Genomic DNA, 25,826 nt, shown 5'->3' with positions numbered 1-25,826 from the left:
GTTATCGCTTCCGCGAGCGGAGCGCAACCTTCCGCCGCCCTGTTCGTTCGGGCGCCCAACTCGCCGTGTCAGCGGGTCAGTCGGCCACTCGGTAGGTGTCGGCGGCCTGCTCGTACAGCCGTGTCACCTCGTCCCGCTCGGCCTCCGGCCCGCGCACCTGCACCACGTGGTACTTCCCGTCGAGGAGTATCGCGAGGTTGCGTACGAAGACACCGCGTCCCTCGGCGTCCTGCCAGGTGAACTGCCCCTCGGCCATGGTGACGCCACCGACCTCGACCAACCGCATGCCGGCGGACGTGGCCCATGTGGAGTCACGGAACGGCTGGAGTTCGCGCTCGCTCTCCCGCTGGTACTTGAGCGGGTCGCTGCCGTACGTCGCCGTGCTGTCCCGGCCGGGTACGACGATCAGCTCGAAGTCGCCCCGGGAGTACACGATCTGGCCGCGCCCGTTCTTGGGGCTGCGGTCCCATCCGGTGGCGACGGCGACCTGGAAGCCCTCGGCGTCCTTGCGCAGGGTGAAGCCCTGGGCGACCTCCGGGCCACCGGTCTGGGTCTCCTCCGCGCCGGACGACTCCGACGGGCTCGCCTGCCCCTCCCCCTTCTCGCCCCCGTCGGGCGAACTGGAGTTCTGGTCGGGCCGGGACTGGCTGCCGGTCTCCGGCGGGGCACTCGGCTGCCCCTCCGCGCCGGTCCGGCCGCCGTTGCCCACGCCGTCGCTGCTCGGCTCGGCCTTCGGCATGAACACGATGGCGTATGCGACCGCCGCGGCCAGCGCGAGCAGGATCAGCAGAAGCAGGTTCCGGCCGAGCTTGCGGGGCTGCGGGGGCCTGTCCTGGCGGACGCGCCGGTGCCGGGCGTGAGCGCTGGTCGCGGGCAGACCTGCGCGGCGCCTGCGGACGAGCTCGCCGCGTCGCCGAACGATCGGCAGCCGGCTCGCGTTCGCGGGCGGCACCGGCACGACGTGGGCCCCGGCCTCGGGTTCCGGCGCCGACCGTACGAGGGAGCGCAGCCAGCCGCGCAGCTCCTCGAAGTCCAGTCGCTCGGTGGGGTCCTGACGCAGCAGCGACTCCACGACCGGGCGCAGCGGCCCGCACTCCTCGGCGAACGCGGGCGGCTCCGAGCACACCATCTCGACCAGCTCGGCGGTGTTCTCCTCCGGGTACGGCGCGTGTCCCTGCACCGCACGGAACAGCAGCGCCCCCAACGCCCACAGATCCGTCGCGGGACCGATCGGCGCCGCCAGCTGCCAGTTCTCGTGCACCGGCCCGGCCTGTTCGGGCGCCCACCGCTCGGTGACCGGCCCCACCACCGCCATCCGCGCCTGCCGCGCCCGCTCGGCGGCGAGCGCCGTGGCGGGTCCCCGACCGGGAGCGGCGCCGACGGCCCGGTCCCACGGCGTGACGTCCGGGGCGGGCCTCGCAGGTTCACTCGCCGAAGCGCCGTCGCCCAGGACGCCACCGGGGCGCGCGTCCCGCGGAGCCGGGTCGGTCAGGCCGCCAACACCGGGCGCGGGCGCGCCCCCTCGGGGCTGCGCGCCGTGCCAGGCGGTGGTCGGAGTCCCGCCGTTGGCGCGGACTCCGTACGGGTCGGCGATCTGGCCTGGTGGTACGGGGCTCGTCGCCAGTCCGGGAGGGAGGCCGTCGTCGCGGCCGGTGGTCGACGGTGCCGTGCCGTCCGGGGCCGCGCCGGGCGCGGGTCGCTGTGCGGGCAGCCCGGTGCCGGGGCCGCCACGTCGGTCGTCCTGGACACGGGCCGCCGCGCGGGCCCCCGCCCGGTACGCCGCGATCGCGCCCGCCCGTGCCGCCCGGACGTCACCGCCGGCCTCCAGGGCACGCTGCCCCTCCGAGGGGTCGGTGACCGCCCTCGCCTCTATCGCGGCCCGGCGCGCCGCCTCGGGGTCCCCGGCACCGCCGCCGAGGGCTGGGCCGCCGTACGAACCGCCCGTCAGAGCACCGCCGGGCGCGGCCACCCCACGGGCCCCGGCACCGCCGGCCCCGAGTGCCCCCGGAACCGGACGCGCACCGCCGACGCCACCGTGCCCCGCCGCTCCCGCGGCCCCTCCATGGCCGGCCCCGGACACTCCCGGATCACGGCCGCCCGGCACGACCGGCCCAGCGCCCGTCGCGCCCGGACCACCACCGGACGTGCCGGGACGATCCTCGAAGTCCGGCGCGGGCACCGGGTCGTACCCGCACAGGGCCTCCTCGGCGGCCCCGACCGCGAGTCCCGTGAGCATGACCCGGCCGTCGTCGCAGACCAGCACCGTCCGTTCGGTGATGTTGCGGTGCACCCAGCCGTGGGCGTGCAGCGCCCGCAGCGCGGTGAGCACGTCGGAGGCGACCTCGGCCGCCCGGTACGGCGTCAGCGGCTGCTCCGCGAGCAGCGCCGCGAGGGGCCGCGCGGGCACCAGTTCGCTCACTATCCACAGCGAACCGCCCTCGGCGAACACGTCGAAGACCTGGTCGAGCCGTGGATGGTCGGGGATCTGCGCGGCGGCCTGCGCGGCCTCGATCGCCCGGTGCACGGCCGGGTCGGCGGTGCCTCGCGTGGCGCGCGGCGTGCCCCGGCGCGCCCCGCGGTCCCGGGCCACGTACCCCTCGGGCAATCCGTCCGCGTCGAGCACCTCGGCCTCGACGACCTCGGGCAACGGCACCTGCCGTACGAGGACTTCCTGTCCGCTGTAGGTGTCGAAGGCCCGGCTCTCGGCGAACTCGTAGTCGTCGGAGGGCGGCAGCGGCAGGCGGTAGCGGTCCGCGAGTACTCGTCCCGCGTATTCGTCCACGATGCCCTCCCCCGACCGCCTGGTTGGTCAATTCCGTTCGCCCGGCGTCCCGTTCCGTTCTGGATGCGTACGGTCCGCAGCCATTCACGATACGTGCCGGAGGCAACCCGCATTGAGGGGATGCGATATCTCACCCGTCTCGAATGCGCTCGAACGCCCTCGATCTTCCCCGGAACACCCGTCGCCGAACTCACCCGGCGGGCACGACTCCCCCGGCCGACCTCGTATCGGACGAGCTCACACCACCCCGTGCCCCCGCACGCCCCCGTACGGCGCATCCGGCCGGAGCGGCATCCTCACGGCTCCATAACGAGATGGGCACCGGCGCACAACAGCCGCGGAACCACCGCCCGAGCCGCCCGCCGGTGTACGTCCGCACCCTCCGTCCGCCGGCCCGGAACCGCCCGGCGCGCCGCGGACTCACGTCATCACGCACACCCCGCCGACCGTGAGCCGTGTGCCTCCAAGCGCCTCCCGCGCGCCGACCGAAGCACACCGGCGGAACCCGCCGACCCTGCCGGCCGGGGCGGGGCCCGGGGCGCTCAGGTGCGTGCCCGGCGCCTCACGACTTCGGGCGGAACGTTTTCGTGAAGGTCCGCCAGGTGTTCTTGCGCAGGTCGCCGCTCCACTCGGACGCCTTGGCCGTGTACATCAGCGCGTACCCCTGCTGGTCGTTGACCACGAATCCACGGTCGATCGACCGGTACTTCGTACCGCCCTCCACATAGGTGAACTCCCAGTCGGCCGTGTTCCAACCCCGGTAGTTCACCGCGTCGATGCGGATCAGCTTGTACTGCGCGCGGGTCATGTACTGCTCTTGGTTCTTCCAGTCGGCGACGGGGTCGTCCTTCGGGGTGGTCGTCCACCCCACGAGCAGCTTCTGCCCGTCGGGCCCGGCGAACCGGGCGCCCGCCGCGCCCGTGGACTGGTACTTCCACCCGTCGGGCAGTCCGATGGAGAAGCCCTGACCGCTCTTGTACGTCTTGGTGGCGAGGTTCTTGGACTCCCCGGAGCCGCCGTCGCCGCCCGGACCGGTCGATGTGCCGGAACCGGTGTCCTGCGAGTCGTTCGCGGACCCGGTGGCCTCCTTGGAAGTCTCGCCGTCCGGGCTGGGGACGGACCCCTGGTCCTCGTTCTTGCCCGCGCCCTTGCTCTTGTCGTCGCTCGTCGAGGAATCCCCGCCGGACACGGCGGCCTTGGTGCCGGGGCCCTTGCTGTTGTCGGCGCTCTCGCCGTCTCCGCTGAAGGCGAACGCCAGCACGGTCCCGAGGACCGCCAGCGCCACGGCGACGGCGATGACCGCCAGCGTCCGCCGCGACACCACATCGGTGATCGGCGCCCTGGGCGCGGGCCGCGGCGGCAGGTCCGGCGGCGGCACCTGCGGCCACCCCGAGGTCCGCCCCGCGGGGGTCGAGCCGGCCGGACCGGTGTCACCGCCGCGCGCCCCGACCGGCCCGGAGACCGGCTTGCCCGCGGTCGGGTTCACGGCACTCCCGGCCTTCGCGGCGCCGGCCGCGCTCCCCGCGGCCGGTCCGGACGGGAGCCCGACCGACGCGGACTTGGCGGTGACAGCCGTGGCGGGCGTGGCCGAAGCGGCGGCCGCCGCGCCCCGCGTGTCCCCACCGGCGGTGCTCCGCAGGGCTCCGCCGGACGCGTTGCCGGACGTGCTCGGCGCGGCGGTGGCGGCAGCGGCCGGCCCTGTTTCGGGAGCGCCCTTGCGCATGGACCAGCGAGGCGCGCGAGGCCGCTCCCCGGCCTCGTCGCCCCGCTTGGTCCCGAGCCCGCCGAACCCGCCCTTCCGGGGCCGCTCCTCCGGCACCACGGGCAGCGGCACGAGTTGCGTCGCGTCCAGCGGAGCGGCGTCCTTCGGGTCGGGCGCGTGGATCACGGTGTTGAGCATCGCCCGCGCGCCCGCGTCGTCGAGCCGCCGCTCGGGGTCCTTGGTGAGCAGACCGAAGATGACGTCCTTGAGGGGCCCGGCACGCTTCGGTTCCGGGACCGGCTCGGTCATCACCGCGGTCAGCGTCGCTATGGCCGACCCCTTGTCGTACGGCGGCACACCCTCGACCGCCGCGTACAGCAGACCGCCGAGCGACCACAGGTCCGCCGCCGGCCCGGGCTTGTGCCCGCGCGCCCGCTCCGGCGAGATGTACGAGGGGGCACCCACGAGCATGCCGGTCGAGGTGATGGACGGGTCGCCCTCGACCTGCGCGATGCCGAAGTCGGTGAGGACGACCCGGCCGTCCTGCTTCTCGATCAGCACGTTCGACGGCTTCACGTCCCGGTGCAGGATGCCCTCGCGGTGCGCGGCGCGCAGCACGTCGAGGATCGCGAGCCCCACCTCGGCGGCGCGCCTCGGTTCGAGCACCCCGTCCTCACGGATGACCTCGGCGAGCGATTTGCCCTCGACGAGTTCCATCACGATCCAGGGCCGGTCGTCCTCGTGGACGACGTCGAACACCGTCACCGCGCCGTTGTTGCGGATCCGCGCGATCGCCTTGGCCTCGCGCAGTGTGCGCGTGATCAGCCGCCGCTTCTCGTCCTCGTCGATACTGGACGGGAACCGCAGTTCCTTGACGGCGACCGTACGGCCCAGCGTCTCGTCCTTGGCACGCCACACCGTGCCCATGCCGCCTCGACCGAGGACCCCTCCCAGCCGGTACCGCCCGGCGAGGAGACGTGCGTCCTTGTCCTGACGGGATTCCCCGGCCCGCTCCGCCTCCGACATGCGTCCCCTCATGCAACCCGCCCTGACAGAGCCTCCATTGTCACCCACCCGCCAAGCGCTCCACGCCCAGGGTGCCCTCAACCAGCCACCGCATCTCCCCAGACGCTCACTCGGCCCACCCACACTTCACACCCCGGTCGGGCATGGTCGCCCCCGCCGACCCGGCTCACAGACCCCGTCCTGCTTGGGAGAAAGGGCTTTTGAGGCGAAGGGCGCGGGTCCGGGGCAGGCCCCCGGGAGAGGGGTCGGCAGGCCAGGGCAGGGACGACGAAAACCAGCCAGTGGAGGTGGAAGGCCCGCTCGACACGCTCCACCGGCACCAGCCGCCCCGCCGGGCACACCGCCCCACCCACCGGAATCGGGCCCCGCCCCGGCGCCGCTCGGGTCCGTCGCGCATGATGTGCCGGACAGGAAGAACCGATGCCACCGAGCAGGACGCCCATGACACCCAGGAAGCCCAGGAAGCCCACGGCTCATCTGGCCGTCCCCGTGGCCCTGTTCCTCCTGGCCCTGGCCCCGACGGCCTTCCCGGCCCAGGTCGCGGCGACCACGGACACCGCCCTTCCTCTCCTGGTCACCCGGGGCCGCGCCCCCGCCGCCGCCCTGCTCGCCGACGACGCGTCCGGCACCCGCTACGCCCACGCCGAGGCGGAGGACCGGTGGGCCGCCCGCGAGGACGAAGACGGCCGAGAAGGCACACGCGAGCACAGGCCCGAGCCCCTCCACCGTGCCGACCACTTCCGCGCCGGCAGCATCACCAAGACGTTCATCGCCACCGTCGTCCTGCAGCTGGCCGCCGAACGCCGGCTGTCGCTGGCGGACCCGGTGGAAGACCACCTGCCGGGCCTGGTCCGAGGCGAGGGCGCCGACGACCGCCGCCTCACCCTGCACGCGCTGCTCACCCACACCAGCGGCCTCGCCGACTTCACCGACGCCACCGAGGGAACCGTCCCCGTGACGCCGCGTCAGGCCGTACGCATCGCTCTTTCCCTTCCCCCGACCACCCCCGGCCGCTTCTCCTACTCGAACACCAACTACGTGCTGCTGGGCCTGGTCATCGAGCAGGTCACCGGCAACTCTTACGCCGCCGAGGCCGAGCGCCGCATCATCACGCCCCTCCGCCTGACGGGCACTTCCTTCCCCGGCGCCCGCTCCGCACTGCCGCGTCCGCACGGCCGTGCCTACTCCGCCGACGGCTCCGACGTCACCGACCTCGACCCGCGGGTGGCCGGAGCCGCCGGCGAACTCGTCACCACCCTCGACGACTTGAACCGCTTCTACGCTGCCCTGCTCGGCGGTGACCTGCTGCGTCCCCGCGAGCTACGCGAGATGCTCGACACCGGTGCCGCGCACGGCTCGTACGGAATGGGCCTCTACCCCGTTAAGCTCACCTGCGGCACCACGGTGTGGGGGCACAACGGCCGGATCCAGGGCAGCTACGTGCGCACCGCCGCCACCGTCGACGGCCGTCACGTCCTCACCTACCGCGTGAACACGGACGCCCCGGAGGACCCCGGTCTGGAACCGGCACTGCTCGCAGCCGAGTTCTGCCCCCGCGGCGCGTAGGGGCGGTGGGGCCGGGGCGCAGCTCTCTCCCTACAACGGCACGATGTCCGGCGCGCCCAGCCGCGCCGCATCGGCCGTCAGATCGTCCGGCTGACGCTGCGACTCCCGCTCCGCCTCCACCCGCTTCTCGTAGTGCTGGACCTCCCGCGCGATCTGGTCCTTGTCCCAGCCGAGCACCGGCGCCATCAGCTCGGCCGCCTCGCGCGCACAGCGCGTCCCACGGTCGAAGGTCTCGATGGAGATCCGGGTGCGGCGGGTGAGTACGTCGTCGAGATGGCGCGCGCCCTCGTGCGAGGCGGCGTACACGACCTCGGCCCGCAGATAGTCGTCGGCGCCCTGCAGCGGCTCGGCCAGGGAGGGGTCCTTGGCGATGAGGTCGAGCACCTCCTCGGTCGCGGACCCGAACCGGTTCAACAGGTGCTCCACACGCACCACATGGAGGCCGGTGCTCGCCGCGATCCGCGCCCGCGCGTTCCACAGCGCCCGGTACCCCTCGGCACCGAGCAGCGGCACGTCTTCGGTGACGCACTCGGCGACACGCTGGTCGAGCCCGTGCACGGCGGCGTCCACCGCGTCCTTGGCCATGACCCGGTAGGTCGTGTACTTGCCGCCGGCCACGACTACCAGTCCCGGTACGGCGTGGGCGACGGTGTGTTCGCGCGAGAGCTTGCTGGTCGCCTCCGACTCGCCCGCCAGCAGCGGGCGGAGCCCGGCGTACACGCCCTGCACGTCGTCACGGGCGAGCGGCACCGAGAGGACGGAGTTCACCTGCTCCAGCAGATAGTCGATGTCCGCGCTGGACGCCGCCGGATGGGCCTTGTCCAGGTCCCAGTCGGTGTCCGTGGTGCCCACGATCCAGTGCCGCCCCCAGGGGATGACGAACAGCACGGACTTCTCGGTCCGCAGGATCAGCCCGGTCGTGGAGTGGATCCGGTCCTTCGGTACGACCAGATGGATGCCCTTGGACGCCCGCACGTGGAACTGTCCGCGTTCCCCGACCATCGCCTGGGTGTCGTCCGTCCACACCCCGGTGGCGTTCACGATCTGCCTGGCGCGGATCTCGTACTCCCCGCCCCCTTCGACGTCCTGCACCTTGGCGCCGACGACCCGCTCGCCCTCACGCAGGAACGCCGTCACCCGCGCGCGGTTGGCGGTCTTCGCGCCGTACGAGGCGGCCGTGCGCACCAGGGTGGCCACATAGCGGGCGTCGTCCATCTGTGCGTCGTAGTACTGCAGGGCTCCGACGAGCGCGTCCTTCTTGAGGCAGGGCGCGACCTGCAGGGCGCGGCGGCGGCTCAGATGGCGGTGCAGGGGCAGCCCCCTGCCGTGGCTGCGGGCCATCGACATCCCGTCGTACAGGGCGACGCCCGATCCCGCGTAGAACCGCTCCCAGCCCTTGTGCTGCAAGGGGTAGAGGAACGGCACGGGCTTCACGAGGTGGGGTGCGAGGCGCTCCAGCAGCAGCCCGCGTTCCTTCAGCGCCTCCCGTACCAGGGCGAAGTCGAGCATCTCCAGATAGCGCAGGCCGCCGTGGATGAGCTTGCTCGACCGGCTCGACGTACCCGACGCCCAGTCACGTGCCTCGACCAGGCCCGTGGACAGGCCCCGTGTCACGGCGTCCAGGGCCGTACCCGCACCGACCACGCCACCACCCACGACCAGCACGTCCAGCTCGCGCTCGGCCATACCCGCCAGTGACTCGGCGCGCTGTGCCGGTCCCAGTGCCGCTGTCCTCACCGCTGCCTCCCGCTGATTGTCGCGCCGGCCGCACCTGCCGATGCCCGTCGAGCAAGACCCTGCTCACATCCCCCTGCCCAGAATTCTGACCGGGTTGCCCGACATCGGCCACCACCCGCCCCCAGCCTGTGGACAACTCTCCGGGACGCGCGGAGAAATACTCCGACCCAATCCAGCAAATCGGTCATATTTACTCCTAGTCTGACATTGCGCTCGCTCATTAAGTCCACAGGGCTTGCGCGTCTGTCCCGCTTCGGCTACTGGGAAGGACGGCTCACGCCATGCCCGCAGATCTCGCCGTCATCGGACTCGGCCAGCTCGGCCTGCCGCTGGCCCAGGCCGCCGTCGCCGCCGGCATCCCCACGCTCGGTTACCGCACCGGCCCCGAACGGAGCTCCCTCACCCCGGCCGAGCTGCGCCGCATGCTCGCCCGCGGTTTCAAGCCCGGCCTCAGCCCCGCCGAACTGGGCCGGGTCCGAACGGCGGTCGTCTGCGCCCCCGTACCCATGGGCGCCGACGGCGCACCGGACCTCGCCCAGCTGGAGGAGGCCGCCCGGATCCTGGCCGCCCACCTGCGCCCGCACACCACGGTCATCCTGGAGTCGCCGGTCCATCCGGGCACGACGGAGGAGTTCCTGCGCCCGCTCCTCGAAGACGGCTCGGGCCTGCGCGCGGGCCGCGACTTCCATCTCGCCTACTCCCCCGCCCGCGTCGACCCGGGCAACCGCGACTTCGACCCCGCGAACACCCCCAAGGTGATCGGCGGCCTCACCCCCGCCTGCACCGAGTCGGCCGCCACCTTCTACGGCCGGCTCACCGACAAGGTGGTACGCGCGCGTGGACCACGCGAGGCCGAGACGGTGCAGCTCCTGGAGACCAACTACCGGCACGTCAACATCGCCCTGGTGAACGAGATGGCCGTCCTCTGCCATGACCTCGACATCGACCTGTGGGACGTCATCCGCTGCGCCGAGACCAAGCCGTTCGGCTTCCAGGCCTTCCGCCCCGGCCCCGGTGTGGGCGGGCACGCCCTCGCCCAGGACCTGTCGGGCCACGCTCCCCGATCGCTCCGCCTGGTCGAACTGGCCCAGTGGGTCAACAACCGCATGCCCCAGTACGTCGTCCAGCGTGCCGCCACCCTCCTCAACGAGCACGGCAAGTCGGCCCGGGAAGCCCGTGTCCTCCTCCTCGGCATCACCTACAAGCCCGACGTCCCCGACCAGGAGGGCACCCCGGCGGACGAGATCGCCCGCCGCCTCCTCCAACTCGGCGCGCACGTCAGCTACCACGACCCGCACATCCCCACCTGGAGCGTCGTCGACCGCCCCATCCCCAGGGCAGACTGCCTCTACGAGGCCACCGCCGAGGCCGACCTGACGATCCTCCTCCAGCACCACCGCACCTACGACCTCCAAGCCCTGTCGGTGAAGGCCCAGCTCCTGCTGGACACCCGCGGGGCCACGCCGACGGGGGCGGCGCACAGGTTGTGAGTAGGGCGCACGCAGCCGCCCTGGACTCCGGAGCTGGTGGCAGACGGGGTCCCGCGCCCGATACCGTACAGAAACGGTGGAGCCCACCGCAGCGGCTACTGCGGCAGGCTCCTGGATGGTTCACGGAGTGTCCGCCCCTAGTCTTCGTGGGGGCGGCCGCTCACCATCCGAAAAGCCGCAAGATCCACCTCCTCCGGCACTGCACCATCCGAAGACGGAGTCGGTCCCAGCGGGTGGGCTTGCGGTGACGTCCCACGGGCGCCCCCTTCCACGACACCGCCCAGTAGCCCGGTGGACGGTCCGTCGGAGATCGGGCCGGGCCCCGAGGGCGGGGTCCGGACCGTGTCCTTGGAAGGGGGCCCCAGAAGAACTGGGGCGCCGGTCAGGAACGCTATCGGCCCCCTTCGCCCGTTCGGCCCACATTCGTCCCGAACGCAACCGCGCGCCCCCGACCGCAACCCACGCCCCCACCAGCCCCTATGGGCACAACGCAAAGGGGCCCGGTCGCCCCGTGGGCAACCGGACCCCTTTCTCCGCTCGGATCGAGCGCGGCGTCACCTCACCGCCTGTGCTGCGAGTCCGCGACCGTCACCTCGACGCGCTGGAACTCCTTCAGCTCGCTGTACCCGGTGGTGGCCATCGCCCTCCGCAGCGCGCCGAAGAGGTTCATGGAGCCGTCGGGCGTGTGCGACGGTCCGGTCAGGACCTCCTCGAGCGTGCCGACCGTGCCGAGGTCGACCTTCTTGCCACGCGGCAGCTCCTCGTTCACCGCCTCCATGCCCCAATGGTGGCCCCTGCCGGGCGCGTCCGTGGCGCGGGCCAGCGGGGAGCCCATCATGACCGCGTCGGCGCCGCAGGCGATCGCCTTGGGGAGGTCGCCGGACCAGCCGACACCTCCGTCGGCGATGACGTGCACGTACCGGCCGCCGGACTCGTCCATGTAGTCCCGGCGGGCCGCGGCCACGTCGGCCACCGCCGTCGCCATGGGGACCTGGATGCCCAGCACGTTCCGCGTGGTGTGGGCCGCGCCGCCGCCGAAGCCGACGAGGACGCCGGCCGCGCCGGTGCGCATCAGGTGCAGGGCGGCCGTGTACGTGGCGCAGCCGCCGACGATCACCGGGACGTCCAGCTCGTAGATGAACTGCTTCAGGTTCAGCGGCTCGTGCGAGCCGGAGACGTGCTCCGCCGACACGGTCGTCCCGCGGATGACGAAGATGTCGACGCCCGCGTCCACGACGGCCTTGGAGAACTGGGCCGTGCGCTGCGGGGAGAGCGCGGCGGCGGTGACCACACCGGAGTCGCGCACCTCCTTGATGCGCTGCCCGATCAGCTCTTCCTTGATGGGAGCGGCGTAGATCTCCTGGAGTCGGCGGGTCGCGGCCTCGTCGGGCATGCCGGTGATCTCGTCGAGCAGCGGCTGCGGGTCCTCGTACCGCGTCCACAGGCCCTCGAGGTTCAGCACGCCGAGGCCGCCCATCTCGCCGATGCGGATCGCGGTGGCCGGGGACACGACCGAGTCCATGGGGGCGGCCAGGAAGGGCAGCTCGAAGCGGTAGGCGTCGATCTGCCAGGCGATCGAGACCTCCTTCGGGTCGCGCGTACGACGGCTGGGGACGACGGCGATGTCGTCGAAGGCGTACGCCCGGCGGCCGCGCTTGCCGCGCCCGATCTCGATCTCAGTCACGTCTGTGGCCTTTCCCTGATGCGTTCAGCGTCTTCCAGTATCGCCGACGGGCACGACGAAGGCGGCCCCGGATGCACCGGGACCGCCCTCACCAGGTCCGTTGTCTACTTACGGCTGTAGTTCGGCGCCTCGACGGTCATCTGGATGTCGTGCGGGTGGCTCTCCTTGAGGCCCGCCGACGTGATACGGACGAAGCGCCCCTTGGTCTCCATCTCCTCGATGGTGGCGGCGCCCACATACCCCATGGTCTGGCGCAGACCGCCGACGAGCTGGTGCAGCACGTTGGCCAATGGCCCGCGGTAGGGCACCTGCCCCTCGATGCCCTCAGGCACGAGCTTGTCGTCGGAGGCGACCTCGGCCTGGAAGTAGCGGTCCTTCGAGTACGACCGCCCCTGGCCCCGGGACTGCATGGCGCCCAGTGAACCCATGCCACGGTACGACTTGAACTGCTTGCCGTTGATGAACTGCAGCTCGCCCGGGGACTCCTCGCAGCCCGCGAGGAGGCTACCCAGCATCACCGTGTCGGCGCCCGCGGCGAGCGCCTTGCCGATGTCGCCGGAATACTGCAGGCCGCCGTCACCGATCAGCGGGACACCCGCCGGACGGGCCGCGAGGGACGCCTCGTAGATGGCCGTGACCTGGGGGACACCGATACCGGCGACCACGCGGGTGGTGCAGATCGAGCCCGGGCCGACACCCACCTTGATGCCGTCGACACCAGCGTCGATCAGCGCCTGGGCGCCGTCGCGCGTGGCGACGTTGCCGCCGATCACGTCGACGCCGACGCTTGACTTGATCTTCGACATCCAGCTGAGGGCATTGCTGTTGTGGCCGTGCGAGGTGTCGACGACCAGGAAGTCCACACCCGCCTCGGCCAGCGCCTGGGCCCGCTCCAGGGCCTCGGGGCTGGCCCCGACGGCGGCGCCGACGATCAGACGGCCCTCCGCGTCCTTGGCGGCGTTGGGGTACTGCTCGGCCTTGACGAAGTCCTTGACGGTGATGAGGCCCTTGAGGATGCCCGCCTCGTCGACCAGAGGAAGCTTCTCGATCTTGTGGCGGCGCAGCAGTTCCATGGCCTCGACGCCGGAGATACCGACATGGCCGGTGACCAGCGGCATCGGGGTCATGACCTCGCGCACCTGGCGGGAGCGGTCGCTCTCGAAGGCCATGTCGCGGTTGGTGACGATGCCGAGCAGCTTCTTGTTGCCGTCCGTGACCGGGACACCGCTGATGCGGAACTTGGCACACAGCGCGTCGGCCTCGGCCAGCGTGGCGTCCGGGTTCACCGTGATCGGGTCCGTGACCATGCCGGACTCGGAGCGCTTGACCAGGTCGACCTGATTGACCTGGTCCTCGACGGAGAGGTTGCGGTGGAGCACGCCGACGCCGCCCTGACGGGCCATGGCGATCGCCATGCGCGACTCGGTGACCTTGTCCATCGCGGCCGAGAGCAGGGGGATGTTCACCCGTACGTTGCGGGAGATGCGGGACGAGGTGTCGACCGCGTTGGGGAGCACCTCGGATGCACCCGGCAGCAGCAGCACGTCGTCGTAGGTCAGCCCGAGTGTCGCGAATTTTCCGGGCACTCCGTCGACGTTGGCAGTCATGACACCTTCCCCAAATGGCCTTGATCGGTGCGGATGTCCATGCTAACGGGAAGCGTGGGGCACACATTCCACGGTACGAAGTGATACCGGGCTTCGTATGTTCGTACGGAAAGGGCGCCCCGGATGTTCATCCGGGGCGCCCTCCGCATCGTCATCGAACGCCGGTACTACTGCTCGGCCAGCGCCCTGAGCCTGCTCAGCGCCCTGTGTTGCGCCACCCGTACCGCGCCGGGCGACATGCCCAGCATCTGTCCCGTCTCCTCGGCCGTGAGCCCCACGGCGATCCTCAGCAGCAGCAGCTCCCGCTGGTTCTCGGGCAGGTTGGCCAGGAGTTTCTTGGCCCACTCGGCGTCGCTGCTGAGCAGCGCGCGCTCCTCGGGGCCGAGGGAGTCGTCGGGGCGCTCGGGCATCTCGTCCGAGGGGACGGCCGTCGAGCCGGGGTGGCGCATGGCGGCGCGCTGCAGGTCGGCGACCTTGTGGCCGGCGATGGCGAAGACGAAGGCTTCGAACGGTCGCCCGGTGTCCTTGTAGCGCGGCAGCGCGAGAAGGACGGCGACACAGACCTCCTGCGCCAGGTCCTCCACGAAGTGCCGGGCGTCACCGGGCAGCCGGGACAGACGGGTACGGCAATAGCGCAGCGCCAGGGGGTGGACATGGGCGAGCAGATCGTGAGTGGCCTGCTCGTCCCCGTCGACCGCGCGATGCACGAGCGCACCGATCACTGTCGTCTCGTCGTCGCGCATCGGTCCATGGTGCCTTGCGGCCGTCCGGTCCGTGGCGCCACGTCCGTGGTTGTGCACCGAAGCGTTATGAGTAGGCGCGCCGGAACTCATCTCCTGCGCCCTCCCCTCCCGCTCGTTCGACTGCTCCCCGAGGAACTCCACATCTCAAGGATGCGGCATCCGCGGCGAAACGAGCAGCGGGCATCCGGTGGACCGCTCGGCCACCCCCGCCCACCTGGTGGTGAGCGGGGATTCTCCTACCCCCGTCACGGCTCAACTCAGCGAACCAGACCCCAGCGGAACCCGAGCGCCACGGCGTGCGCGCGGTCCGAGGCGCCGAGTTTCTTGAACAGCCGCCGCGCGTGGGTCTTCACGGTGTCCTCGGAGAGGAACAGCTCGCGTCCGATCTCCGCGTTCGAACGGCCGTGGCTCATGCCCTCCAGCACCTGGATCTCCCGCGCGGTGAGCGTCGGCGCGGCCCCCATCTCGGCGGAGCGCAGCCGGCGCGGCGCGAGCCGCCAGGTGGGGTCGGCGAGGGCCTGGGTCACCGTGGCGCGCAGTTCGGCGCGGGAGGCGTCCTTGTGCAGATAGCCACGGGCGCCGGCGGCGACGGCGAGCGCCACACCGTCCAGGTCCTCGGCGACGGTGAGCATGATGATGCGAGCACCGGGGTCGGCGGACAACAGCCGCCGGACGGTCTCGACGCCGCCCAGACCGGGCATGCGTACGTCCATCAGAATCAGGTCCGAGCGGTCGGCCCCCCAGCGGCGGAGGACTTCCTCGCCGTTGGCCGCCGTGGTCACGCGCTCGACGCCGGGCACGGTCGCCACCGCGCGGCGCAGCGCCTCTCGGGCAAGCGGGGAGTCGTCGCAGACGAGGACGGATGTCATGACCGTCCTCCGCAGCTGATGCGCGTCACCTTGAGCCTCCAGGCTGGTACGAAATCGTCACCTGTGCGGTCGACACTCACGAGCGGACACGAACGCCTGCCCGAGCGCTTGTTCCTTCAACCGCCTCCGACCTCTCAACGACGGTCACTCGAAAGAGTTACGGGATGGCTGGCCACCTTCGGCACTCTACGTGAGGGCACGGACACGGTGCAGACATGCCCAACAGACCCTCAACGTTTCATCACAACCTATGCCCCATTCAGCCGTTTTTGTTCCTATTTGCTGGCGTCTGGAGCTAGATTCGCAATGAGTCATATTTTCATCTCCTTAGATAGTCCATGTACGGTCATGGGCACCATCTCCTCTCAGAACGGCAACAAGGGGACACGTAATGGCAGATTTCTCCCGCCTTCCCGGACCGAACGCTGATCTGTGGGACTGGCAGCTCCTCGCGGCCTGCCGAGGAGTGGACAGCTCGCTTTTCTTCCACCCCGAGGGAGAACGCGGTGCGGCGCGGAGCGCTCGTGAGAACTCGGCCAAGGAGGTCTGCATGCGCTGCCCGGTACGCGCCCAGTGCGCGGCCCACGCCCTCGCGGTCCGTGAGCCGTACGGCGTGTGGGGCGGGCTGACCGAGGACGAGCGCGAGGAGCTCATGGGGCGCGCCCGGCACCGGCTGGTGTCGGCGTCCGCGCCGACAGGCGACACCGGTTCGAACAACTGAAGGAACGTTTCAGCAAGCGCCCTGCGCGGACGCCTCGACAGCGCGTACGACCGCTCCCCGACCCGACGGTCGCGAAGGCTCCGGCTCACTGAAGGGGCGCGGGGCATGCGCGACAAGCCCCGAAGCACTCGCACTCAGACCCGCACCCGCCGCCCGCCCCCCGCCGACGCACGCGCAGGGCCCCACCCAGACCTCTGGCCCGGCCATCGGGCGGCCGTGGTCCGACCGGGCAGCCCCGCCCCGACGTGCGTCCTCGATCTGACGCGACCCCGACCCGACGCGACACGATCCCGACCCGACCCGGCGCGACCCCGCCTGACGCGACCGAACGGGCCTCGGCCTAACGCGCGGCGGCCTTCGCCAGCTGGTCCAGCGTCGCGGCGACCGTGGGCACCTGGGCCAGATCCGGCAGGGTGAGCGCCACGATCTCGCGGTGCACCACCGGCTCCACCGTGATCATCCGCACGCCCTTGGGCCGCACGGACTCGATGGCCAGCTCCGGCAGGACCGCGACGCCGAGGCCCGCGCCCACCAGACCGACCACCGCCGGGTAGTCGTCGGTGGCGAAGTCGATACGGGGTGTGAAGCCCGCGCTCTCGCAGACCCGCACCAGTTGGCCCCGGCAGCGAGGGCAGCCGGCGATCCAGGGTTCCCCGGCGAGTTCCCCGATGCCGAGGGACCGCGCACGGGCCAGCCGGTGCCCCTGGGGGACGAGGCCGACGAGGCGGTCGGTGAGCAGGGGGCGTACGACCAGGTCCGCCCACTCCTCGGCGCCCGCCGCGCCCTCGTAGCGGAAGGCGAGCGCGATGTCGCAGTCGCCCTCGCGGAGCAGTTCGACGGAGCGGGGTGGTTCGGCCTCCTCCAGGGAGACCCGGGTGCCGGGGTGGGCGGCGCGGAGGGCGGCGAGGGCGGTGGGAACGAGGGTGGAGCTGCCGCTGGGGAAGGAGACCAGTCGGACCCGTCCGGCACGCAGACCCGCGATGGCGGCGACCTCCTCCTCGGCCGCCGTGAGACCGGCGAGGATGCCGGCCGCGTGCCGTACCAGCGCCTCGCCTGCCTGGGTCAGCCGCATCTCGCGTCCGCCGCGGACCAGCAGGGGCGTACCGACGGACGATTCGAGCGCCTTCATCTGCTGGCTGACGGCGGGCTGGGTGCAGCCGAGTTCCCGGCCGGCCGCCGAGAAGGAGCCGGTGGCGGCGACGGCGCGCAGAACGCGGAGATGACGGGCCTCGATCACGGGTCGAGCATAAGGGTGGCTTGGAAGCAGCGGCGAATATTGCGTCGACGCTTTGACCGAAGCTCGCCTAGCGTGCCCGTATGAAGCTTTTGTCACTGAACCTCGGGCGTCCCTCGGCGGTCGACGTCCCCGAGGAGTCGAAGAGCGTGACAGGGATCGACAAGCGGCCGGCGGCCGGGCCGGTGCGGGTGGCCGCGCCCGGGCCGAAGGGGGTGGGCGGCAGCGGGCTGGCCGGGGACGCGGTGTGCAACAGGCAGCATCACGGGGGGAACGACCAGGCGGTCTACGCGTTCGCCCGGGAGGACCTCGACGCGTGGGAGCAGGAGCTCGGCCGCGACCTGCCCAGCGGGTCCTTCGGGGAGAACCTGACGACCGAGGGTCTCGACGTCTCCGGCGCGCTCATCGGGGAGCGCTGGCGGATCGGCGCGGAGGTCGTCCTGGAGGTCACCGCCGGCCGCGTCCCCTGTCTCAACTTCCAGCGGCACCTCGGTGAGCGCGGCTGGGTCAAGCGCTTCGCGGGGAAGGGCGAGCCCGGGGCGTATCTGCGGGTCGTGCGGCCGGGCGAGATCCGGGCGGGCGACCCGATCGAGATCGTCCACCGCCCGGACCATGACGTCACCGTCGCCCTCGCCTTCCGCGCCACGATGAACGAGCGCGAGCTGCTGCCGCGTCTGCTGGTCGCGGGCGAGGCGCTCCACCCGGAGATCCTGGAGACGGCCCGGAAGTACGTGGCCCAGCGGGGCTGAGGCGCCGCTTCCACGACTCACCGCTGACGCGGGGCATCTGAGGCAGCGTGACGGAAGGCCGGTCCCCGCGGTGCCCTCGGCCTGTCGTTCGGCATTAGGCATGCCTGGGCCGCGGGGCGTGGCACGCGCATCTGCCGCGTTGTCGTCAGTCGCCAACTCCCTCACGCTCGAACAACCTCGCCGGGGACCCCGGAGGAATGGGAGGGGGATGCGTCAGGGATGGTCCAGGGGCCGTCCCGGATGTTCGCCGACGGGCTGGGCGGAACGCTGGAGGCGTGTCGCGGATCAAGCGTGTCCGCATCGTGCCCGGCTCAGGTCGTCACCGTCGTGGTGCTGCGCAGCGTCGGTTCTCCGGGGGCGACGACACCTTCGACGTCCTGGAACTGCGCGCGGCCGAACGGCTTCGCCCGTCGCCCGGACTGCCCTCCGCCCTGGGCAGGTCGGAGAAACCCGACGGCGAGGAAGAAGCGGAGCGGTTACGCGGGCGGCACTTCGACCGCAACGGCAATGGGATGCCGCATGACTCCCATGTGTCCGACGTGCAGTTCAGGGTGCTGGAGGTCAACGGGGAGAAACCGCCGCCCGCCCCTGCGCGGCCCCAAGGACACCGTGTTCCTGCCGAACGGGACGACCCCTGGCGCTTCGGCTGACCGGCGAGCGAGGGGATGATGGGTCAGTTCGTCGTGGCCGAGAAGGGACAGCGGGCCCGCATACCGTCGTCGCACCGTCGCACCCGTCGCACGGGCTCGGGTGACCGGGGGCAGGGGGCAGGGATCGGCCGTGACCGGGGTGGATCCGTCGCCGTGGGCAAGCGGATCAGCGCAGTCCGGGTCACTACCCTTGCGCCATGACAACGGCTCTGATTACGGGATCGACCGCGGGCATCGGCGCGGCCTTCGCTCGGCGACTGGCGGCGGACGGGCACAACCTGGTGCTGGTGGCGCGCGACACCAAACGGCTGCGGGAGCAGGCCACGGAGTTGCACGACCGGCATGGCATCGAGGCGGAGGTCCTGACGGCGGATCTGGCGACGGACGACGGCATCGAGGCGGTGGCGACGCGGCTGTCCGACCGCAAGAACCCGGTCGACCTGCTGGTCAACAACGCCGGCTTCGGCAACAAGGGCCGCTATCTCGAGGTCGCGATGGCCGACGAACTGAAGATGCTGACGGTGCACTGCGAGGCGGTCCTCCGGCTGACCTCGGCGGCGGCCGAGGCCATGCGGGAGCGTGGCCGGGGCGGTGTGGTCAACGTGGCGTCGGTCGCGGCCTTCGTACCGCGGGGCACGTACGGCGCGTCCAAGGCGTGGGTGGTGCAGTTCACCCAGGGCGCGGCGCGGGACTTGGCCGGCAGCGGGGTCCGTCTGATGGCGCTGTGCCCGGGCTTCGTCCGCACGGAGTTCCACGAGCGGGCGGGCATGGGCACGGACAACATTCCGGGCTGGATGTGGCTCGACGCGGACAAGCTGGTCACGGCGGCCCTGGCCGACCTGGCCCGCGGCAGGACGGTCTCGGTCCCCGACCCGCGCTACAAGACCCTGATGGGTGTGGTGAAGGTACTGCCGCGGGGGCTGCTGGGCGGGGTCAGCTCGAAGACGGGGCGGAAGTACGGGCCGCAGTAGTCGGGCCGGGCACACGCCCCTGCGGTGTCCTCGTACGGGCGGCCCAGGCGGGCGGCCGGTACGGCGGCACGGCTTCGACGCCGGCCCGCACGACGACGTCGGCCCGCACGACGACGTCCGCCCGCACACACCCGGGGGCTGCTCTCGCTCAGCGGGTGAGAGAGAGGCAGGGCGGGAGGACAATGGAGGCGTCCGACCGGAGCCAGGGGGGCCGGAGGTGGTCTTGTGACGTTTGTGCAGCTCATCGACTGTAGGACGAGCCGGTTCGACGAGATGGACCGGCTGATGGACAGGTGGGTCGAGCAGACCAAGGGGAAGCGGACGGCTACGCACAACATGATCGGGAAGGACCGGTCCGACGAGGCGCACTTCGTCGAGATCGTGGAGTTCCCGTCGTACGAGGAGGCCATGCGCAACTCCCAGCTGCCGGAGACGGACCGGATCTTCAACGAGATGGTGGCGCTCTGTGACGAGATGCCGACGTTCACGGATCTGGACGTGGTGCGGGACGAGCAGCTGAACGCGGACACGGCGCGGAAGTTCTTCGAGACGCTGGGCACGCAGGGGGAGCTGCCGCCGATGAACGACCTGCTGGTGGAGGACTATCACGACCACGACCCGTCGAATCCGCAGGACGTGATCGGCATGGACGCGGCGCGGCGTGAGTTCGAGATGTGGCGGACGGGCTTCGACTTCTCGTTCACGATCGAGGACCAGATGGCCCAGGGGGACCGCGTGTGCACGCGGTGGACGTGGAACGCCACGCACAAGGGCGAGTTCCTCGGTATCGCGCCCACCGGGAGAAAGGTCTCCATGACCGGGATGAGCATCCATCGCTGCTCGGCGGACGGGAAGCTCGCCGAGGGATGGTGGCAGTACGACCGGCTGTCGCTGATGGGGCAGCTGGGGGCCCTGGAAGGGCTGGAGCGGTAGACGGGGCGGCGGCCGGGGCCACCCGGGGAGGCCGGTAGGGCCCGCGCGCACCGCGTGAAGGGAGAAGCCCCCGTTCCGGGCGGAACGGGGGCTTCGCTCAGGCGTCTGCCGCGGGCACGGGCCTCACGGGGTCTGCCTCGGGTGTCGCGTGCTGCCTCAGTGGGCGTGGCCGTGACCGTGGCCGTGACCCGCCTCGGCCGGCTCCTCTTCCTTCTTCTCGACGACCAGGGTCTCGGTCGTGAGGAGGAGGGAGGCGATGGAGGCGGCGTTCTCCAGAGCGGAGCGGGTGACCTTGACCGGGTCGATGACGCCGGCCTTGACCAGGTCGCCGTACTCGCCGGTGGCGGCGTTGTAACCGCTGCCCTTCTCCAGCTCGGCGACCTTGGAGACGATGACGTAGCCCTCCAGGCCGGCGTTCTCGGCGATCCAGCGCAGCGGCTCGACGGCGGCCTTGCGGACCACGGAGACACCGGTGGCCTCGTCGCCCTCCTTGCCGAGGTTGCCCTCGAGGACCTTCACGGCGTGGACGAGCGCGGAGCCACCACCGGAGACGATGCCTTCCTCGACCGCGGCGCGGGTCGCGGAGATGGCGTCCTCCAGACGGTGCTTCTTCTCCTTCAGCTCCACCTCGGTGGCGGCGCCGACCTTGATCACGCACACGCCGCCGGCCAGCTTCGCGAGGCGCTCCTGGAGCTTCTCGCGGTCCCAGTCGGAGTCGGTGTTCTCGATCTCGGACTTGATCTGGGCGACGCGGCCCTGGACGTCCTCGGAGTTGCCGGCGCCGTCGACGATCGTGGTGTCGTCCTTGGTGACGGTGACGCGGCGGGCGGTGCCGAGCACGTCGATGCCGACCTGGTCGAGCTTGAGGCCGACCTCCTCGGAGATGACGGTGGCGCCGGTGAGGACGGCCATGTCCTGCAGCATCGCCTTGCGGCGGTCGCCGAAGCCGGGGGCCTTGACCGCGACGGCGTTGAACGTGCCGCGGATCTTGTTCACGACGAGGGTGGAGAGGGCCTCGCCCTCGACGTCCTCGGCGATGATCAGCAGCGGCTTCGAGGAGTTGGTCTGGATGATCTTCTCCAGCAGGGGCAGCAGGTCGGCGATGGCGCCGATCTTGCCCTGGTGGATGAGGATGTAGGGCTCGTCGAGGACGGCCTCCATGCGCTCCTGGTCCGTGACGAAGTACGGCGACAGGTAGCCCTTGTCGAAGGCCATGCCCTCGGTGAAGTCCAGCTCCAGACCGAAGGTGTTGGACTCCTCGACGGTGATGACACCGTCCTTGCCGACCTTGTCCATCGCCTCGGCGATGAGCTCGCCGACCTGCTGGTCCTGGGCGGACAGCGCGGCGACGGCGGCGATGTCGGACTTCTCGTCGATCGGGCGGGCCGACGCGAGCAGGTCCTCGGAGACCGCGGCGACGGCGGCGTCGATGCCCTTCTTCAGGGCGGCCGGGGAGGCACCCGCGGCGACGTTCTTCAGGCCCTCGCGCACCAGCGCCTGGGCGAGCACGGTGGCGGTGGTGGTGCCGTCACCAGCGATGTCGTTGGTCTTGGTCGCCACCTCCTTCACCAGCTGCGCGCCGAGGTTCTCGTACGGGTCCTCGATCTCGACCTCGCGGGCGATGGTCACACCGTCGTTGGTGATGGTGGGGGCGCCGAACTTCTTGTCGATGACGACGTTGCGGCCCTTGGGGCCGATCGTCACCTTGACCGTGTCGGCAAGCTTGTTGACGCCGCGCTCGAGGGCGCGACGGGCGTCCTCGTCGAACTTCAGGATCTTCGCCATGGCAGCGGGAGCCCTCTCGGAAATCTCGGGTGAATGCAGACTGCGCCCCGGGCGCCCGGCTTCTTGGTGGTCGCGGGGGCCAGGGGCGCAGCTCAAAGCAATGTGTTTCGCGAAGTGACGCGCCGCTGTGGGCGGCGGGGCTGCCTCGCGAGAGGTGAACTACTTCTCGATGATCGCGAGGACGTCGCGAGCCGAGAGGACGAGGTACTCCTCGCCGTTGTACTTCACCTCGGTGCCGCCGTACTTGCTGTACAGCACGATGTCGCCGGTCTTGACGTCGAGCGGCAGGCGCTCGCCGTTCTCGAAGCGGCCCGGGCCGACGGCCAGGACGACGCCCTCCTGGGGCTTCTCCTTGGCGGTGTCCGGGATGACCAGGCCAGAGGCGGTGGTCTGCTCGGCGTCGAGCGGCTGGACCACGATGCGGTCCTCGAGCGGCTTGATGGCAACCTTGGAGCTGGTGGTCGTCACGATCCGACCTCCCCCTTCGGAGATCTCACGGGGTTAACTGTCTGAGGTGGCGACCAGGTGGATCCGTCGTCGCGGGTGCCGGACCTGCCCGTCGCGTAGTTGGCACTCTCCAGGGGGGAGTGCCAGACCTGAGACTATGACCGTGGTTAGCACTCGGTCAAGCGGACTGCTAATTGCGGCCGCGTGGCGTGGTGCCGGACCCCGGCTGGCCGTGAGGTTCCACCCTTCAGAGGTAATCCTCCAAACGACCTACCGTCAGACCTTGTTCCTGGACGCGGCGCAGGAGCCGCGTCGTCATCCCGGTGAGTGTGGTGCCGTTCCGCTGGTCCGGGCCCCTGAAGCGGGCGAGGACGATGTCTCCGGGGCGGAGGCGGTCGCCGACGGTGGAGCGGAGGTCGTCGGCCTGCGTGGAGGCGCGCCACAGGACGACGGCGGCGATGCCGCAGTCGGCGGCGGCGCGCAGTGTGGTGGTGTCGTAGACGCCGTACGGCGGGCGGAACAGGGTGGGGCGGATACCGAAGCGCTGCTTCAGCTTGTCCTGCTGGCCGCAGATCTCGGCCCGCTGCCCGGCGTACGGCAGACCGCGCAGGGCGATGTGGTCGAGGGTGTGGTTCTGCACCGTGGCGCCGACCGAGCGCAGCCGGGCGAAGTGGCCGTAGCCCGGGCCGACGACACTGTCCGTGAGGAACATGGTGACCGGCAGCCGCAGTTCCCGCACCATCCGCACGAACCGGGGGTCCTTCGCCGCCCCGTCGTCGTACGTCAGGAACACCACCTTGTCCCGGGTCTCGATGCGGTCGACGACGGGGGCCGGACCGGCGCGTACGACTCGCGGTGCGTGGGGCCGGTCTGGGTGCTCGGGAGCACGGGCGAGCGGGGCGGAGAGCCCCCAGCGACGGTACGCGGGCGAGTGGGTCCGGCCACGGGGCGGGGTGGCGCGGCGACGGGTCGGTGGGACGGTACGGCCGGGCACGCGCGCAACAGGGGCGCCACGGCCCGGGGCGTCAGGACCGCCGCCCCGCCCCTCCGGACCGGGGCGGGAAGCACCCGAACCAGCGGGGCGATCGCCCGACCCCGCATCCGAGCCCAACACGCCGGAGGGGCCCTGCCTCCCGCCGGAACCCGTTCCTCCAGGGCGTCCACCGGCCGGCTCGCCGTCGCCGGGCCCCAGGGCCAGGGTTGCCGTCGCCCCCGCCGTCGGCATGGCCGGCCGCGGGGTCGGGTGGGCGGCGCAGGAGGTGAGGAGGAGAGCGGCGGCGACGGCCAGTGCGAGGGGCAGGGGATGGGTCCGGAGGCCGCGGACGGTCACAGGCAGCCCCAGGTACTCAGGGCGGGCTTCTCCTTCGCCGGCCCAGCCGGGGTGAGCGGCACCTCCGCCGGCCTCCCCCGCCTCACCGCGGCGACCCGCGCGGCGTACGGGGCGTGCGCGGCGTACGGGGCAACCGACACGTACGCCCGGCGCGGCTGCCTGGCGGACGTACCGGTTGCCCGCGCCTTGGGCGCATCGAGGCCACGAGGGGCGGGCCGCCGCCGGCGCCCCCGCTTCGCCCGCCGCCCTCCGTGTCCATGGTGCCCCTGCCGCCCTTCCCTCGGCTGCCGGGCGCGGACCGGGCCCACCGTCGGCGGCTTCCTCCCGGCGGATCTCGTCGCGGGGGAAGCACCCCTCGATGTCCCCTCGGTTTCTCCCCCGGCACACCCGGACACGACGACCGCTGCGGCGAGCACGGCGCTTGCGCCCCGGACGCCGTCGCCCGCCCCCCAGAACCTCGCCCGCTTCGCCCTCGTTTCATAGGTTTGTCGTGCGCGTCGCATGGCGCCGCATCCTCGCAGGACACGCCCGACCCCTCCGGCCGACACCGCCGCCCCCGGCACACCGTCCACCGAGTGGCCCACAATGGCCCGGTGAACGACCTCTCCCCCAACTCCTTCCTCGCCCCCCTGCTGACCCCCGAGGGCCGGGCCCTCCTGGACGAGGTGCGGGGAGTGGCACCCGCGCGGGAGCTGGCCGTGGCGACCCGGTTGCGTCGTACGCACCCGGCGGAACTCGTCTCGGCGGCCATCGCCCAGGCGCGGCTGCGACAGCGGGCCACGGCGAAGTTCGGGGCCGAGGACGCGGCGCGGATGTTCTTCACGCCCAACGGGGTCGAACAGTCGACGCGGACCAGTGTGGCGACGTACCGCGCGGAATGCTTCCAGGCGCTCGGCGTGCGGTCGGTCGCCGACCTGTGCTGCGGGATCGGCGGGGACGCGATCGCGTTCGCGCGGGCCGGCATCCGCGTCCTGGCCGTCGACCGTGACCCGCTGACCGCGGCGGCGGCCCGTGCCAACGCGGACGCGCTCGGCCTCGCCGATCTGATCGAGGTGCGCGAGGCGGATGTGACGGAGGTGGACACGGCCGCGTACGACGCCGTGTTCGTCGACCCGGCGCGGCGCTCCTCCAAGCGCGGCCGGATCTTCGACCCGGAGGCCTACTCACCCCCGCTGTCGTGGGCCGTGTCGGCCGCGCGGAAGGCACCGCTCGGCGCGCTCAAGATCGCGCCGGGCATCCCGCACGAGGCGATTCCGGCGGAGGCCGAGGCCGAGTGGATCTCGGACGGCGGGGACGTGAAGGAGGCCGTGCTGTGGTTCCGCGCGAGCGGGACGCCAGGGGCGCGGCGGGCGATGCTGCTCCCCTCGGAGGCCGGGATCCACGCCTCCCCCGACACGATGCTGCCCGACCCGCCGGTCCGGCCGGTCGGGCGGTACCTGTACGAGCCGGACGGCGCCGTCATCCGCGCCCATCTGGTCGCCGAGGTCGCCGAGGACCTGGAAGGCGGGCTGATCGACCCCACGATCGCGTACATCACCGCCGACGAGCACCATGTCACCCCGTACGCCACCGCGTACGAGATCACCGACGTCCTGCCCTTCAACGTCAAGAAGCTCAAGGCCCTGCTGCGTGAGCGCGAGATCGGCATCCTGACCGTCAAGAAGCGGGGGTCGGCCGTCGAACCGGAGGAACTGCGCCGCAAGGCGCTGCCGAAGCCGCACGGCACGGGAGCGGCGACGGTCTTCCTCACCCGGGTGGCGGGCGCGCCGACGATGCTGATCGGTCGCCCTGCCTGAGAGG

The 25,826-nt window shown here is 71.7% G+C and carries 19 protein-coding genes; 8 read left to right on the top strand and 11 right to left on the bottom strand.

Features of this window, described 5'->3' with window-relative positions:
- Positions 1-76 precede the first annotated feature (76 nt).
- Both ACZ43N_RS23375 and ACZ43N_RS23370 read right to left on the bottom strand, forming a co-directional pair.
- Complete coding sequence (locus ACZ43N_RS23375; protein ID WP_468100039.1) at positions 77-2,782, bottom strand: protein kinase; 2,706 nt, start codon at positions 2,780-2,782, stop codon at positions 77-79.
- A 562-nt stretch (positions 2,783-3,344) separates the two neighbouring features.
- The gene (locus ACZ43N_RS23370; RefSeq protein WP_468100037.1) at positions 3,345-5,510 is read right to left on the bottom strand and encodes a serine/threonine-protein kinase; all 2,166 of its coding nucleotides are present in this window, start codon (positions 5,508-5,510) and stop codon (positions 3,345-3,347) included.
- A 420-nt stretch (positions 5,511-5,930) separates the two neighbouring features.
- Between ACZ43N_RS23370 and ACZ43N_RS23365 the strand changes: the two genes are divergently transcribed.
- Positions 5,931-7,076, top strand: coding sequence for a serine hydrolase domain-containing protein (locus ACZ43N_RS23365; RefSeq protein ID WP_468100035.1), 1,146 nt, complete (start codon positions 5,931-5,933; stop codon positions 7,074-7,076).
- Positions 7,077-7,106: 30 nt separating this feature from the next.
- Here ACZ43N_RS23365 and ACZ43N_RS23360 read toward each other — a convergent pair whose 3' ends face one another.
- Positions 7,107-8,813 (bottom strand): glycerol-3-phosphate dehydrogenase/oxidase, encoded by a 1,707-nt coding sequence (locus ACZ43N_RS23360; RefSeq protein WP_468100033.1) that lies wholly within the window; start codon positions 8,811-8,813, stop codon positions 7,107-7,109.
- Between the two features lie 281 nt (positions 8,814-9,094).
- Between ACZ43N_RS23360 and ACZ43N_RS23355 the strand changes: the two genes are divergently transcribed.
- Entirely contained in the window at positions 9,095-10,303 is a 1,209-nt protein-coding gene (locus ACZ43N_RS23355) for a nucleotide sugar dehydrogenase (protein WP_468100032.1), read from the top strand.
- 559 nt (positions 10,304-10,862) lie between these two features.
- Here ACZ43N_RS23355 and ACZ43N_RS23350 read toward each other — a convergent pair.
- From ACZ43N_RS23350 to ACZ43N_RS23335, 4 genes are all read right to left on the bottom strand, one after another.
- Positions 10,863-11,987: a GuaB3 family IMP dehydrogenase-related protein gene (locus tag ACZ43N_RS23350; RefSeq protein ID WP_468100031.1), complete on the bottom strand. Its 1,125-nt coding sequence runs from the start codon at positions 11,985-11,987 to the stop codon at positions 10,863-10,865.
- A 104-nt stretch (positions 11,988-12,091) separates the two neighbouring features.
- Positions 12,092-13,594, bottom strand: coding sequence for an IMP dehydrogenase (gene guaB, locus ACZ43N_RS23345; RefSeq protein WP_055712450.1), 1,503 nt, complete (start codon positions 13,592-13,594; stop codon positions 12,092-12,094).
- A 167-nt stretch (positions 13,595-13,761) separates the two neighbouring features.
- Entirely contained in the window at positions 13,762-14,337 is a 576-nt protein-coding gene (locus tag ACZ43N_RS23340; RefSeq protein ID WP_005481141.1) for a sigma-70 family RNA polymerase sigma factor, read from the bottom strand.
- Between the two features lie 257 nt (positions 14,338-14,594).
- Positions 14,595-15,206, bottom strand: a complete 612-nt coding sequence (locus ACZ43N_RS23335) for a response regulator transcription factor (protein ID WP_003948568.1) — start codon at positions 15,204-15,206, stop codon at positions 14,595-14,597.
- A gap of 391 nt (positions 15,207-15,597) precedes the next feature.
- Here ACZ43N_RS23335 and ACZ43N_RS23330 point away from each other — a divergent pair, with 391 nt between their 5' ends.
- Positions 15,598-15,927, top strand: coding sequence for a WhiB family transcriptional regulator (locus ACZ43N_RS23330; protein WP_468100028.1), 330 nt, complete (start codon positions 15,598-15,600; stop codon positions 15,925-15,927).
- A 340-nt stretch (positions 15,928-16,267) separates the two neighbouring features.
- Here ACZ43N_RS23330 and ACZ43N_RS23325 read toward each other — a convergent pair whose 3' ends face one another.
- A complete protein-coding gene (locus ACZ43N_RS23325; protein WP_468100026.1) occupies positions 16,268-17,164 on the bottom strand; it encodes a LysR family transcriptional regulator in 897 nt (298 codons plus the stop codon).
- A gap of 80 nt (positions 17,165-17,244) precedes the next feature.
- Here ACZ43N_RS23325 and ACZ43N_RS23320 point away from each other — a divergent pair, with 80 nt between their 5' ends.
- The 4 genes from ACZ43N_RS23320 to ACZ43N_RS23305 all read left to right on the top strand — a co-directional run bounded on the left by ACZ43N_RS23320 (position 17,245) and on the right by ACZ43N_RS23305 (position 20,464).
- Entirely contained in the window at positions 17,245-17,910 is a 666-nt protein-coding gene (locus ACZ43N_RS23320) for an MOSC domain-containing protein (RefSeq protein ID WP_468100024.1), read from the top strand.
- A gap of 275 nt (positions 17,911-18,185) precedes the next feature.
- Positions 18,186-18,560, top strand: a complete 375-nt coding sequence (locus ACZ43N_RS23315) for a hypothetical protein (protein WP_468100022.1) — start codon at positions 18,186-18,188, stop codon at positions 18,558-18,560.
- Between the two features lie 197 nt (positions 18,561-18,757).
- Positions 18,758-19,531: an SDR family NAD(P)-dependent oxidoreductase gene (locus tag ACZ43N_RS23310; RefSeq protein ID WP_468100020.1), complete on the top strand. Its 774-nt coding sequence runs from the start codon at positions 18,758-18,760 to the stop codon at positions 19,529-19,531.
- Positions 19,532-19,756: 225 nt separating this feature from the next.
- Positions 19,757-20,464 carry an ester cyclase gene (locus tag ACZ43N_RS23305; RefSeq protein WP_468100018.1) on the top strand — a complete coding sequence of 236 codons (708 nt, stop codon included), beginning with the start codon at positions 19,757-19,759 and terminating at the stop codon, positions 20,462-20,464.
- 156 nt (positions 20,465-20,620) lie between these two features.
- On the opposite strand, the gene groL is transcribed toward ACZ43N_RS23305, so the two are convergent.
- The 3 genes from groL to ACZ43N_RS23290 form a co-directional block, all read right to left on the bottom strand.
- Positions 20,621-22,249: a chaperonin GroEL gene (gene groL / locus ACZ43N_RS23300; RefSeq protein WP_468100016.1), complete on the bottom strand. Its 1,629-nt coding sequence runs from the start codon at positions 22,247-22,249 to the stop codon at positions 20,621-20,623.
- Positions 22,250-22,408: 159 nt separating this feature from the next.
- Positions 22,409-22,717 carry a co-chaperone GroES gene (groES, locus tag ACZ43N_RS23295; protein ID WP_003998759.1) on the bottom strand — a complete coding sequence of 103 codons (309 nt, stop codon included), beginning with the start codon at positions 22,715-22,717 and terminating at the stop codon, positions 22,409-22,411.
- A gap of 226 nt (positions 22,718-22,943) precedes the next feature.
- Entirely contained in the window at positions 22,944-23,921 is a 978-nt protein-coding gene (locus ACZ43N_RS23290; protein WP_468100325.1) for a polysaccharide deacetylase family protein, read from the bottom strand.
- 698 nt (positions 23,922-24,619) lie between these two features.
- On the opposite strand from ACZ43N_RS23290, the gene ACZ43N_RS23285 reads away from it, so the two are divergent.
- Complete coding sequence (locus ACZ43N_RS23285) at positions 24,620-25,822, top strand: THUMP-like domain-containing protein (protein WP_468100014.1); 1,203 nt, start codon at positions 24,620-24,622, stop codon at positions 25,820-25,822.
- The last annotated feature ends 4 nt before the right edge of the window (positions 25,823-25,826 follow it).

Source organism: Streptomyces sp. NPDC030814, from assembly GCF_055572155.1.
The sequence above is the reverse complement of the archived record's forward strand: the minus strand, read 5'-3'. Positions and strand labels throughout refer to the sequence as shown.